We start from the raw sequence: 12,254 nt of genomic DNA, 5'->3' as shown, positions 1-12,254 counted from the left end.
TACATCACAATGAACGATGCAAAGCAGTCGGGAGCAGCGATCCCCGCTTCGTCTTGTGCCGCAACGGGAACTGCTCTCCGGATCGGAAGCGTGAGCGCTTTCGGCTGGCAGGCCAAATGATGCGCTGGCGCATGCCTGCGGAGGAAGGTGTTCGGGCATTCGTTGAGACGGCCACGACCCTGCGGATCGAAACCCGAAGCACGCCAATTTCCGGTTCTAGACGCCTCTCCTTTCCTGGTTCTCAGGATTCGCAAGAGCTTGATCAAGCGTATCGATTTGCGGGTCTAGACGCACCGGGCAGACATCGACAAATGAGACTACCAAGCCGCCTTTGGCCGAGAGATCCTAGAACTCGTTGGCCGACGGTTGAATATTTTCATGTTACATTATGTCCGAATTGCGAACAAAAAATTCCATATCGACGACAATGAGTCCTTTCAAAAGACCTCTGTGTCACTTCAAAGGATATCATGACTATAGGATTCGAGATATTGTTGACAAAATTCAATTTATAGCCTGCCAATAGCCATTTGGCCTCCGCCATTACGCTGGGATGGTTCAGAGGCATGTTGAGATAAATTAGAAAATATGATAGATATTCTCTTAGCCTATCAGAGCGAGAGGGGGAGGAGGCGGGCCGAAGGAGACGCAGATGAGCGGAGATGGTGAGTGGCCCAACATCCGTGGTCCTACCGGCCCACGTACCACTCTGGGCCTCCGGTCGACCCGTCCACGAAGCGCGGACGCATCGTCCTGCCTCACGCGCGCACGTGTTCAGGAAGAGGTAGCGTCGCGTTTCAGAGCGACCTGAGAAGTGCAAAAGGGCGTGGAGGAAGACGGAAGCCAGCCGGAGCATCATTGGCACCCGGCCGGACTGGTCCAGTAAGGGTGACATTGGTGGCGTGTGAGGTGTGTGAGATGTCTCGACCGTCCTTCATCCCGACCGGCTGCTGGCCGTCAAGGATGCTTCCAGAGATTGCGGCGGGGTATGTGGGCGAGCGGACCGTGGAGGCGTTTCTGTCCCGCGTCGGCACCGAATATCCAGATCCCATAGTCGATGAAGGAACCGGGAAAGGGAGACGGAGGCTATGGTTGAAGAGCCATCTGGACAACAGGCTGGGACTCAACCTCGGAAACGACGTCGATCCGCCGCCAAGGGTGTGAGCTACGAGATCGTGCTCCCCAAGTATGTTCAGCCAAAGGTTCTGGAATCGGGCAAGACAGGCTTCTACTGGGTGCTGCCCACTGTCTACAAGAAGGCGGGATGTCCGTGGCGGTCGTGCACTCTCGGGGAGAATCTCTCGCAAAATGAACTGGATATAGCGGCTGAAGCCTGCATGGTCCGGCTCAATGAGTGGAGGGAGAACCGCAATCGCCAAGCGCCGGAGGTGCGATCTCTCGAAGAAGGGCATTTCAGGTTTGGCACCGTTGGATGGCTGCTCGACTACTATGTGACGAGCGATGCATTCATCGAACGCGTCGCCGAACCGTCACGAGCCGACTACCTGCAAATCTTCAAGCGGGTTTCCATGCTTCGCAGCCTTACCAGCGGTGTCAGGTACGGCGACGTCCATGTTCGCGAGTTTGCAGTGCTGACCGCGATCGCGGTCTATCACCTGTTCAGTGACACGGGTAAACTGCGCACCGCGGAAAAGGTGATCATCTACTGCGAAACGGCCTGGGCGCGGATGCAACCGCTGTTCCCGCATCTTTTTCGACGAGACGTTCCGAATCCGTGGAGTGGAGTGACCAAGAAGCGGAGAGAGAAAAAGACGAAAGGCCACGTTGGCCGAAAACCCGTCTACCAATTCGCCTGGGGAGCGGTCGAGAAAGGCCGGCCAGAACTGGCGGCGGCGGCCGTGCTTGCGTTCGAGTTCCTTATGCGACCCAGCAGCATTTCGGCCGGGTACGCCGAATGGTCCAACTATCGATCGCCCGCAGCCCCTGACAAATTCAAGGTCCGGCACAGAAAGAACGGCGGCGAGGTGGATCACCCTCTGGAAGCCAAGATCTTGTTCAACGACAAGTGGAAGACGGTGCGGTTTTACGATGAAGCCGAACAGGTGTTTGCGAGAGTGCCGCGGCGGAGCCCTTCGATCGTGTCGAAACGCAACGGAGCACTTTACGGAGACGGAACGCTGCTCTCCCAGGAAGTCAGGGAAATGGCAGACCAGTTGGGCATGCCGGAATTCACGATCGACAAGGCGCGCCATGGCGGCATGACTGAGTTGGAAGAATCAGAGCTGACAGAAGGGCAAGGAAAGGCCCTCTCGACCCATCGCTCGAGTGCGTATCGACTATACGCCAAGGAGACCGAAAAGCGCGTGCTGACTGCCACCAAGAGGCGCTTCGGGATTTCTGAAAACGAAGAAAGTCCTTCAGAATCAAAGCCGAAAAAGCCCCGAAAATAGGCGAATGAATCCTAGCGATTCAGAACACGCCTTGATTCTGCTAGGGTTTGACATGATCGACGATCCTGCGCCGGATTTGCAGTCCTCTGCGTAACCACTCCGCCACGAGGCCTCGTTGCTCCCGGCGTTCCACCCGGTTCCAATAGGTTGCGGCGAAAATGGCGTCAAGCGGCCACCACGCATTCCGCGCGGTTTCCTCTGGATGAATCCCATCCTACGCATCGAGCGTCGCGGCCACAGCGGTCGTGACGCACATTAGCAGATCGTTAAGGATAGCAGGAGGTCAGGAGAAACTCCACGCCCCGGCCACCGTTGAGAAACGAGGAGGACTGCGCCATGCGACCGGCAAGGCCGAACGATGGAACGGATGCCTGGGACGGCCTGTCGCGATCGGGATGCGAGGCGTTGCTGCGCCATGCCATCGATTGCCTCGCCATAGACGGCACCGCCAGGCTTTCGCCGCGCGACCGCGCGCGCCTTGCTTCGGCTGCCGCCGTTCTCAAGTAAATCCGCGAGAATCTCAGGAGAAGTTCTAACCCAAAGGCCGATTCGCGAAAATCCGAAACCCGAACAAGGGCATAACGCGGCGTAAGGATGGCGAGGTCAAAGGCGCGGCTTGGTGCCAGTCGTTCCATCTGGCCGTCGCCGCCGCTCCCACCAGACGACGAAGCGGCGCCGGTGGCGGCGCACCATGGCGAATTCATAGGACAGCACCAACAGTCCGATCGGCACCATCCAGAAGCCGAGAATCGGCAGAAAGCCGAGAATACCGCCGATGGTCAAAAGAATGCCGATCGCGATTCTGAGGCCACGCGACTGCGGCATGGTGAACTCGCGCCCGAATATCGAGAGCTTTCGGGCAGGTATCCGGTTTTCGTCTGCTTCCGTCATGCCAATGGCTGTCCGTCTCGTGCTCGAAAATGCCTGTTTACGCAAGCCGCGACCGACCTTTCGGTTCCGCGGCCATCGCCAAGACGGCTAATATGAGGGCGGACGCCGCCGGTTGCGAGAAAACGCCTGAGCGAAAAACTCTCGGAAAAAAGCGAAATGCTTCTTTGCAAAGCCGAAAGGTGTTTGCTATAGGCTGCGCCACTTGCTCAAAGAGCCTCCGTTCCCCGGTAGCTCAGTGGTAGAGCAACCGGCTGTTAACCGGTTGGTCGCTGGTTCGAATCCGGCCCGGGGAGCCAATATTTTCAACGACTTGGTCGATCCTAACAAGCTCCGGAAAACGGCTGATCTACAGCATATCTACAGAATCTGGTTTCGCTATGGGCCTGTTCTGATGATCGCCGCGTTCAGCATGACGGAAGGCCTTGGACGAACTTCACTATCGTCCAACGCCCTTTCACGGCGGTAACAGGGGTTCGATTCCCCTTGGGCGTACCAGCTAACTAGCTGAAATTATTGCTATTTTCGAGTGAGCGCTGTCATCGGCGGCTTTTCGTTGTCGAAATCGTTGTTTGAACAGCGACCGGCTGCGACTTGCGCGCGGCCTTCTTCTGACCGATTCGGTGTCGCCTCCTGCAGCACAGCATCGTCAAACGGTGCGCGTTGGCTAACCTGAGATCGCCTGAATTCCGAAGACGGCCAGGGTCGGGGTGTTTCTGAAGGCGCAAACAGTTGGCAGTGGCCGCCAGTTCTCGAATGACCACAATGGGGTCGGGAGCGGACCCTCCCCTTTCGGGATAACGGGACAGAAACCGACCTTGCGCTATGGCGTGAATTCATAAACGCGCATGGTTAGATCATGCACGAATATCTGCTTCCGAGACGAAAGCGGTCATGACCGGCTGCCGCTGCCTCGTGGCAGAAGGGCCCAAGCCGACTCCACCATGGTGGCTCCGTCGAGTAAAAAGTTGGTCATTCCGGAAAGCCAGCCTTACGAAGGTCTTCGAGGTACATGTCTCGCAAGGCCAGGTCGCGATAGGGCTGGGATTCAACCCAATGGCTAATCCTGAAATGGGGGTTTGCTGCCAGATAAAGCTGGGCCTCTTCACGCGCTTCTTCTAACCGGCCGAGCCGCGCCAGGATCGACGCCAATTTAACCCTGGATTCGGTCCGATATGTTGCGTCATTCCTCAGAGTCTTCACTGCTTCCTCATACTTGCCGGCCGCGGATTGGGCACCTCCAAGTAACCAGAAATACCAGAACGGCGGGCGCGGGTTCAGGCGCAATGCCTTCTCGATGCAGGCGATGGCCTCTATTCCGCGACCTTCATAGATCTTCAGATTCCCGAAGTTTGCCCAAGCATCGGCATCGTTCGGATTGAGGCGGAGCGAAATCTCGAACTCTTTGGCAGACTCATCCCATTGGCGCTCGACGAGGAGTATGAACGCGAGCACCCAATGCGTGCCAGAATTTTCGGGATCGAGTTCAATCGCCTTTCTTGCCGACGCCATAGACTGTTGACGAAGGGGGATCATCGGATGGTTCCTAAAGACCCAGGCCTCGCACTGACTCATCGCCAACCAGCGATAGGCATCCGCGTAGTTTGGATCGAGCGCGATGGCCCGCTCGAACAAGGGTATGGCCGCAACGCCCGCCTCCGTGGAGTGCGCCCATTCAGCCCGCCCCCGTATATAGAGATCATGGGCCTTCAGGTTCGTTGGCCTATAGCGCTCCTTCAGGTTTGCCGCGGCCAACTTGCCGGCGAGCGCCTCCACAATCTTGCCGACGACTTCATCTTGCGCCGCGAAGATATCGGCAAGGTCCCGGTCGAAGCGATCCGCCCAGATGTGCCCACCGGCGGGTGCATCGATGAGCTGGGCATTGATCCGCACGCGGTCCGCCACCCGTCGGGCGCTACCCTCCAACACATATTTCACGCCTAGTTCGCGAGCAATCTGGCGGGTATCTGTCGATCTACCCTTATAGGCAAAGGATGAGTTCCGGGCGATGACGAAAAGCTCGGGCACTTTGGAGAGGTCTGTAATCAGGTCCTCCGTCAATCCATCGACGAAATATGCCTGCTCGGCGTCAGCACTCATATTCACAAATGGGAGGACGACTATTGACGGCTTGTCGGGAAGAGAAAGTTCAACGGCGGAGACTACCGCCGCGGCTCCATCCTTTCCCGCGAGCCGATAGGTTTGGATAGGTCGATCGATGTTTTTGAGAGACTGCGGGCCCAACGAAACGAATGAATGTGGGAGCTTGCCGTTGATCTGCTCGAAGACACTTCCCGAGATGCACAATCCCCCGGGCTCCGAAAGAGTCTCGAGCCGAGCCGCGACGTTGACTCCGTCCCCGTAGAGATCGCCGCCCTCCACCATCACATCGCCAAGATTAATTCCAGCACGCAATACAATGCGTCGGTCTCCGGCCACATCTGCATTCGCGATGTCCATAGCTTTCTGCAGTTCGACAGCGCAGTCTACGGCGTTGACTGCGCTTCCGAACTCTATTAGCGCGCCATCCCCGATCAGTTTTATGATGCGACCCTGATGTTTGGAGATCATTGGCTGAAGGATCTCCCGACGCCGAGATTTGAGCGTAGCCAACGTACCTACTTCGTCGCGTTCCGTGAGACGGCTATAGCCAACCACGTCGATGGCCAGAATGGCAGCAAGGCGGCGTTGAACGCGCTCTTCGGACATCGCAGGGTGCTCTCAATGCGGCAAATTGTATTTGCATCCCGAGCAGGAGTCGATTCGCCTGATTTCGCGCTCGGGGTCCATTCACGTCGGTTTTGCCACGTCTCTGATATGTCCGGTTAGGCGTAATCCTGAAGGTGTCGGCCCCCGGGCGTAGTTCAAGCTCCCAAACTGGAGCTGCAAAATATGCGTAACTAACTCAGTGGCTGCCATGTCCTTGGAAAACGGCTCCCTTTCCATACCGCCTAGTCCGGCAGGCCTGCCAGACGCCAGCCATCAATAAACGGCTGCGCGGTGCTCGGGCTCTTGAAAGGCGAGTTCGCTGCGAAATCAGCAAACCTCCAACTTGGATTTCCTGCAAGAAATATCCGTGCCTCCTCCTGTGCCTCAGGGACGCGACCGGCAAGGGCAAGCGCGGGAACCAGGTGCTCCCTCGAACCGGTCCCGTAGGTTTCTTCCCGGCTTAAGGATATTATAGCTTCTTCATAGTAACCGGCGGATATCTGAGCCGCTCCAATAATCCAGAAATACCAACCGGGAGCGCGAGGATTTAAGCGCAGCGCCTCTGCGCACGCCTTCAGCGCTGCTTGCGGTTCGCCCAAATAGGTCTGAAGCTCACCGCTCCATGCTACTGCATCTGCATTGTTGGGATTTTGCCTAATGGCAGCATCGAACTGAAAATTCGCTTCATCCCAATTCCGCTCGTGGAGATGGACGCAGCCCAGAGCCATGCGAGCGTGAGAGTCGCTGGGATCTATTTCTACCGCTCGTTGCGCGTGCATTAGAGCCTCTGCGCGACGAGGTATCTGTGGGCCTCCCCAAATAAACCAACTGAATAACAGTGAGATGGCAAGATTGCTGTGCCCCTCGCAGTAGTTAGGATCGATCTGAACGGCACGTTCCAAGTCAGCACACGCCTCAGTGGTGTCTGATCCCGAAATATTCCATTTGCCTCGCGACCTAACACAAAGATCATAGGCTTCGAGATTTGACGGTCGGGAATGGACAACAATATTCTTGATACCAAGCTTGCCAGAAATCGCTTCAACAACGCGTCGCGTGACCTCGTCCTGAACTTCAAAGATGTCGGCGATTTCGCGGTCGAAGCGCTCGGCCCATACGTGATTGCCGCCTTCCGCCGCATTGATAAGCTGCACATTGACACGCAACCGTTTGTTGGATCGTCGAGCGCTGCCCTCGAGAACATATTTGACGCCCAGATCGCGAGCTATGTGACGGACGTCGGTGGGCTTGCCCTTGTAAGCGAAGGTGGAGTTGCGGGCGATGACGAAGAAACCGGACACATTCGACAGATCGGTGATGATGTCCTCCGTCAGCCCGTCGGTGAAAAATTCCTGTTCGGCATCGCCACTCATATTGACGAAGGGCAGCACGGCAATAGAGGGCTTGTCGGGCAGCGCGAACGGCTGCGAAAGCTTCTCCAGCAGAGGGCCGCCGCCGATGCCGCGGGTCTGGCCTTCGCGGGAATGCCGACCTGTAGCGAATAAACCCGGACCGGGTCAGCGATATTCTTGAGCTGAACCGCACCGCGATCGTTGATCGCGATGTCGAGCCTTGACTTAACCTGCCAATAGGCTTGCTCGGAGAGACAGATGTTGCCTGGTTCGCATATGCCTTCTAGGCGGGCGGCGATATTGACGCCGTCGCCCATCAGGTCGCCATCGCGCTCTTGCAAGACGTCGCCCAGGTGAATGCCGATCCTGAACTCAATGCGGCGATCCTCCGGCACTCCGGCATTGCGCTCAAGCATCGCGTTCTGCACTTCGATTGCACAGCGCACTGCTTCCACAACGCTGCTGAACTCGACAAGGCTCCCGTCCCCAGTGCGCTTGACGACGCGACCACGATGAACGGCGATGGTTGGATCGATGAGATCGCTGCGCAGCGCCCGCAGTCGTGCCAAGATGCGATCCTCATCCGCTCCGGCCAGCCGGCTGTAGCCGACCACATCCGACACCAGGATCGCCGCTATTTTGCGGGTCTCATTCATGTCGTGCTCCCTCCGTCCAGTCTGGCACTACTGGTGAGCCAAAGGAAGATAGCTCCGAGCTATTGGTCGGGTGGTCCCACACGCAATCAAGACGTCCAGCCTGTCGCTAGCCGCGACGTACGCCTCCGGCGAAGGCCGCCTTGCGCGAGCATGGCACGGTAGCGAGGCTGCGCTCTTAAGGTCGTCCTTACGAGCGAAGTTAGCAGCACAGCATGAGCCATGTGACGTTATTGACCGGACCGGAGCGTCGTCGTCGTTGGCGTGAAGAGGATCAGTTCCGGATACTGGCCGCGGCATTCGCGCCCGGGGCCACGGTGGCAGCGGTAGCGCGTCAGTACGATGTCGCGACCAGCCTGATCTATAAGTGGCGCCGAACGCTGAGAGCCCGCGAGACAGGCTTTGCGGAAGTTGTCGTGGTTCCCGATGAGCCTGTCGCCGCTTCGGTGCCGGCGGCGGCCCCAGCGGTGATCGAGCTGGAGATCGCCGGCAAGGTGCGGCTGCGGATTCCGCTGACCACACCGCCGACACTCGCGGCGGCGATGGTGAAGGCGCTGGGCGTTTCATGATCCCGGTTCCGAGCCAGGTGCGGATCTGGTTGGCGGTCGGCCGGACCGATATGCGTCGCGGAATGCAAGGCCTCGCTCTGCAGGTCCAGGAGACGTTGGGCCGGGATCCGCATGCCGGGGATCTTTATGTCTTCCGAGGCCGCAGCGGCAATCTGATCAAGATTATCTGGCATGATGGGCTCGGCATGTCGCTGTATGCAAAACGGCTCGAAAAGGGCCGGTTCCTATGGCCGTCGCCGGCGGACGGCACGGTTTCCATATCACCGGCGCAGCTCGCCTACATGCTCGACGGGATCGATTGGCGCAACCCGCGCCACACGTTCCGCCCCCCAGCGCGCGGGCTGAGTTTTTTCTTTGAGTTTGCGCCATTTTCCGCGAGTCAGCGGACGCGTTTTATGATTCACTCCAGGACATGGTTGCCACCGCCCTGGATGCTGTTCCGGACGATATCGGTGCGCTGAGAGCAGCGCTGACCGCGGCGCTGGCCAGAGCCGAAGACGAGACCGCGCGCGCTACGCTGATCGAGGCCGAACTGGCGGTCGCCAGGGCCAAGGCATCGGATGATGCGGCGCTGATCGCACATCAGGGTCTGACGATCCGCAAGTTGCAGCGGGCGCTGCATGGTCAGAGTTCTGAACGCTCAGCCCGCCTGCACGACCAGATGGAGCTCACCTTCGAGGAACTCGAGAGCACGGCGACGGAAGACGAGATCGCCGCCGAACAGGCGGCGGCCCGGACCACTGAGGTGGCACCTTATGTGCGCAAACGACCGGCGCGCCAGCCATTTCCAGAGCATCTGCCGCGCGAACGCGTGGTTGAGCCGGCGCCGACCGCTTGCCACTGCTGCGGCGGTCATCGGCTGCGCAGGCTGGGTGAGGATATCACCGAGACGCTGGAGGTGGTGCCGCGACAATGGAAGGTGATCCAGCACGTGCGGGAGAAGTTCACCTGCCGCGACTGTGAGGCGATCAGCCAGGCACCGGCGCCGTTCCACCCCACCCCGCGCGGCTGGGCTGGCCCCGGCCTGCTGGCGATGATCCTGTTCGAGAAGTTCGGCCAGCATCAGCCGCTCAACCGCCAGGCTGAACGCTATGCCCGCGAAGGCGTGCCGCTCAGCCTGTCGACGCTCGCCGACCAGGTCGGCGCCGGCGCCGCGGTGCTGATGCCGCTGTTCAAGCGGCTCGAAGCCCATGTGCTGGCCGCTTCACGTCTGCACGGCGACGACACGACGGTGCCGGTCCTGGCCAAGGGCAAGACCGATACCGGCCGATTATGGACCTATGTGCGCGATGACCGGCCGTTCGGCGGTGCCGATCCGCCGGCGGTGGTGTTCTACTATTCCCGCGATCGCCGAGGCGAACATCCCGAGGCGCATCTCGCCGGCTGGAGCGGCATTCTGCAGGCCGACGCCTATGGCGGTTATGGTGATCTCTATGCGACGGGCCGTCAGCCGGCGCCTATTCTGGAAGCCAGCTGCTGGGCCCACAGCCGGCGCAAAGTGTTCGAGCTGGCCGATATCGAAGCGGCGGCGCGCAAGAAGGCGCACGGCGAGAAGCCCAACCTGGTCTATCCGCTAGCGGTTGAAGCCGTGAAGCGCATCGATGCCCTGTTCGATATCGAGCGCGCGATCAACGGCCTGTCGCCAGGCCAACGCCACGCCGTGCGCAAAGAGCGGAGCGCGCCGCTGGTCACCGAGCTCGAGCGCTGGATGATCGAGACGCGCGACAAGCTCTCGCGCGGACACGATCTGACCAAGGCCTTCAACTACATGCTGCGTCGCTGGTCGTCCTTCACCCGGTTCCTCGACGATGGGCGGATTTGCCTATCCAACAATGCAGCCGAGCGAGCCCTGCGCGGCATCGCTCTCGGCAGAAAGTCCTGGCTGTTCTGCGGTTCCGATCGCGGCGGACAGCGCGCTGCCGTTCTCTACAGCCTGATCGTCAGCGCCAAGTTGAATGACGTCGACCCTCAGGCCTGGCTCGCCGATATCCTGGCGCGCATCGCAGCCCACCCAGCACAGCGGATCGATGATTTGCTGCCATGGAATTGGAGATCTGCAAAATTGCGGACCCAACCAGCGGCGGCCTGATCATGCAGCGCAATAAGGTGCATCACGTCTACACCGTCGAACGTGTCGCCAGGGACCTCGGAGTCAGCGAAGCGCTCATCCAGGACCTGACCCTCGGTCTCGAGCCCGAGGACGGCGTCATCTGGGTGTACGGCGCCAACGATGACGACGGGATCTTGGCCTTCACCGATGAAGGCATCGAGGAAGTCAAACTCCTCCTCGAAGAATATCATCGCGTCTCCCCATCGAAAGCTTGACCCAGCACCACGGTGCTCAGGTGCTCAAGCCGCCGGATACGCACGTCTGCGGTCTTCACCGGACGGGTACGCCGCGACTGCTTTCAGGCAGCTGCTAAGCAAAAATCTCTAGGGCCGACATCAGGCGCGTTTCAGGCTGGCAGCATTGCAGCCGGACGGAGCAAGGCTAATTCCCGACGCTCTTAATTCCTGAGGCCACAGCCACGTTGTCGACTGATTGAGTGACGCTTTTGAATAGCGTGCACGACATTTCCTTGCTGCGGAAATTAAAGCCCATACACGAATTTTCATTCGCGCATTGTAATATGCAGTCTGGATACCTGAGTTGTCCTGTCCAATAGGGGGCGCCAGAAACCTCGGTGTTCTTTGCGAATACAAGGTTCGAGTAGTGCAGATTGCTTTCGACAACTTTCTTCGCCGCCATCACAGATTCTTCGCTCTTCACAAGGACGGAAGCGTCCCCTTTCATGAAGCAGGCCTGGTATTTGGTATTATATGTAACCGCCAAACACGTAAAATCGCGATCGCAAGCGCTCTGGCACTGCTCGGCAGTGACGCCACGGATAGGCATGTTGGGTAGATCATTTCCAATCGCGTCCCATCCCGATACGACGACAAAGCCGGTGTCAGAATCGGTCGCTGTGGTCATCACCGGGGGCTGCGTGGATACGGCGCCCACTTCCCGATGAGGATCGGTGGCAAAATCCGAGGCTGCAAAAGTACGGCCATCGAGCCACGCACAATTCGTTGCAAGCTGAATTGCCGTGGCATCTGTTAAGCCGACCTGTGCCAAGGTCTCGCGTGCAGATATGGGTGAGACAGGCTGTGTTTCTGGACCCACCCTATTTGCCAGTTGAACGTTTACGTCGACGCCATTGACCATCCGATGCGAGTAGCACCACGCAGTGTCCCAGGAGCTATCCTTCTCGTCCTTGAAGTGATGGCCTGAAACCAATTCCCATTTTTCTCCCTGGAAGTCGATCGTCTTCGTCGCGAACTTTGTGAAGTCCACGGTGACGACGTCAGGGTCCTTTGTAGGCATTGGCGGGGTCGGCACTTGCGTGGGCCGTGGAGTAGGCAGTGGGATGGACGGCTTATCTGCTTTGGTTTCTGCCGGCTGAGCGGGCACTTCTACGCGAGGAATGTTCGGTTCTGGGATTGTGGGGCGAGTGTCCCAAAGGCCAAGCTTCAAGCCCAAGCCGATCCCGACTGCGGCTACAGCAATTGCACCTCCGGTCGCAATCCGACGCAATGCAGCCGCTCTAGAGATTTTCTCCTGAGCCGCGGCCTCGGCCTGTAGTGTCGGTATGGCAGACCGCTTTACGATTAGACCTACGGCCTGCTCGA

General features: G+C 58.8%; 11 protein-coding genes and 1 tRNA gene. 7 read left to right on the top strand and 5 right to left on the bottom strand.

The window, feature by feature from the left end:
• The first annotated feature begins 1,088 nt into the window (after positions 1-1,088).
• Together HGP13_RS19080 and HGP13_RS19075 are read left to right on the top strand one after the other, a co-directional pair.
• Positions 1,089-2,411, top strand: a complete 1,323-nt coding sequence (locus HGP13_RS19080) for a hypothetical protein (RefSeq protein WP_172228157.1) — start codon at positions 1,089-1,091, stop codon at positions 2,409-2,411.
• 336 nt (positions 2,412-2,747) lie between these two features.
• A complete protein-coding gene (locus HGP13_RS19075) occupies positions 2,748-2,918 on the top strand; it encodes a hypothetical protein (RefSeq protein WP_172228155.1) in 171 nt (56 codons plus the stop codon).
• A 96-nt stretch (positions 2,919-3,014) separates the two neighbouring features.
• Here HGP13_RS19075 and HGP13_RS19070 read toward each other — a convergent pair whose 3' ends face one another.
• Positions 3,015-3,302, bottom strand: coding sequence for a hypothetical protein (locus HGP13_RS19070; RefSeq protein WP_172228153.1), 288 nt, complete (start codon positions 3,300-3,302; stop codon positions 3,015-3,017).
• 221 nt (positions 3,303-3,523) lie between these two features.
• Here HGP13_RS19070 and HGP13_RS19065 point away from each other — a divergent pair.
• Positions 3,524-3,598 (top strand) — tRNA-Asn (locus HGP13_RS19065).
• A 673-nt stretch (positions 3,599-4,271) separates the two neighbouring features.
• On the opposite strand, the gene HGP13_RS19060 is transcribed toward HGP13_RS19065, so the two are convergent.
• The 3 genes from HGP13_RS19060 to HGP13_RS38775 all read right to left on the bottom strand — a co-directional run bounded on the left by HGP13_RS19060 (position 4,272) and on the right by HGP13_RS38775 (position 8,016).
• Positions 4,272-6,008 (bottom strand): adenylate/guanylate cyclase domain-containing protein, encoded by a 1,737-nt coding sequence (locus HGP13_RS19060; protein ID WP_172228151.1) that lies wholly within the window; start codon positions 6,006-6,008, stop codon positions 4,272-4,274.
• A gap of 242 nt (positions 6,009-6,250) precedes the next feature.
• Positions 6,251-7,399, bottom strand: a complete 1,149-nt coding sequence (locus tag HGP13_RS19055; protein ID WP_348647074.1) for an adenylate cyclase — start codon at positions 7,397-7,399, stop codon at positions 6,251-6,253.
• Complete coding sequence (locus HGP13_RS38775) at positions 7,378-8,016, bottom strand: adenylate/guanylate cyclase domain-containing protein (protein WP_348647073.1); 639 nt, start codon at positions 8,014-8,016, stop codon at positions 7,378-7,380. The genes HGP13_RS19055 and HGP13_RS38775 overlap by 22 nt, the downstream gene beginning before the upstream one ends.
• A gap of 212 nt (positions 8,017-8,228) precedes the next feature.
• On the opposite strand from HGP13_RS38775, the gene HGP13_RS19050 reads away from it, so the two are divergent.
• From HGP13_RS19050 to HGP13_RS19035, 4 genes are read left to right on the top strand one after another with little or no spacing between them, the layout of a single operon-like run.
• Positions 8,229-8,582, top strand: coding sequence for a transposase (locus HGP13_RS19050; RefSeq protein ID WP_172223789.1), 354 nt, complete (start codon positions 8,229-8,231; stop codon positions 8,580-8,582).
• A complete protein-coding gene (tnpB, locus tag HGP13_RS19045) occupies positions 8,579-9,043 on the top strand; it encodes an IS66 family insertion sequence element accessory protein TnpB (RefSeq protein WP_172228149.1) in 465 nt (154 codons plus the stop codon). The genes HGP13_RS19050 and tnpB overlap by 4 nt, the downstream gene beginning before the upstream one ends.
• Positions 8,995-10,671: an IS66 family transposase gene (locus HGP13_RS19040; protein WP_172228147.1), complete on the top strand. Its 1,677-nt coding sequence runs from the start codon at positions 8,995-8,997 to the stop codon at positions 10,669-10,671. The genes tnpB and HGP13_RS19040 overlap by 49 nt, the downstream gene beginning before the upstream one ends.
• Positions 10,623-10,907, top strand: a complete 285-nt coding sequence (locus tag HGP13_RS19035) for a hypothetical protein (protein WP_348647072.1) — start codon at positions 10,623-10,625, stop codon at positions 10,905-10,907. The genes HGP13_RS19040 and HGP13_RS19035 overlap by 49 nt, the downstream gene beginning before the upstream one ends.
• A gap of 166 nt (positions 10,908-11,073) precedes the next feature.
• Here HGP13_RS19035 and HGP13_RS19030 read toward each other — a convergent pair whose 3' ends face one another.
• A complete protein-coding gene (locus HGP13_RS19030) occupies positions 11,074-11,919 on the bottom strand; it encodes a PAN domain-containing protein (protein WP_172228145.1) in 846 nt (281 codons plus the stop codon).
• Positions 11,920-12,254 lie beyond the last annotated feature (335 nt).

The organism is Mesorhizobium sp. NZP2077, from assembly GCF_013170805.1.
GTDB lineage: Bacteria > Pseudomonadota > Alphaproteobacteria > Rhizobiales > Rhizobiaceae > Mesorhizobium.
This window is presented reverse-complemented; position numbering and strand designations above follow the sequence as displayed.

What these genes read in the sequence shown, in the direction of transcription:
- HGP13_RS19080 (WP_172228157.1), top strand. Translation starts at nt 1,089, where the DNA reads ATGGTTGAAGAGCCATCTGGACAACAGGCTGGGACTCAACCTCGGAAA.
- HGP13_RS19075 (WP_172228155.1), top strand. Translation starts at nt 2,748, where the DNA reads ATGCGACCGGCAAGGCCGAACGATGGAACGGATGCCTGGGACGGCCTG.
- HGP13_RS19070 (WP_172228153.1), bottom strand. Translation starts at nt 3,302, where the DNA reads ATGACGGAAGCAGACGAAAACCGGATACCTGCCCGAAAGCTCTCGATA.
- HGP13_RS19060 (WP_172228151.1), bottom strand. Translation starts at nt 6,008, where the DNA reads ATGTCCGAAGAGCGCGTTCAACGCCGCCTTGCTGCCATTCTGGCCATC.
- HGP13_RS38775 (WP_348647073.1), bottom strand. Translation starts at nt 8,016, where the DNA reads ATGAATGAGACCCGCAAAATAGCGGCGATCCTGGTGTCGGATGTGGTC.
- HGP13_RS19050 (WP_172223789.1), top strand. Translation starts at nt 8,229, where the DNA reads ATGAGCCATGTGACGTTATTGACCGGACCGGAGCGTCGTCGTCGTTGG.
- tnpB (WP_172228149.1), top strand. Translation starts at nt 8,579, where the DNA reads ATGATCCCGGTTCCGAGCCAGGTGCGGATCTGGTTGGCGGTCGGCCGG.
- HGP13_RS19040 (WP_172228147.1), top strand. Translation starts at nt 8,995, where the DNA reads ATGGTTGCCACCGCCCTGGATGCTGTTCCGGACGATATCGGTGCGCTG.
- HGP13_RS19035 (WP_348647072.1), top strand. Translation starts at nt 10,623, where the DNA reads ATGGAATTGGAGATCTGCAAAATTGCGGACCCAACCAGCGGCGGCCTG.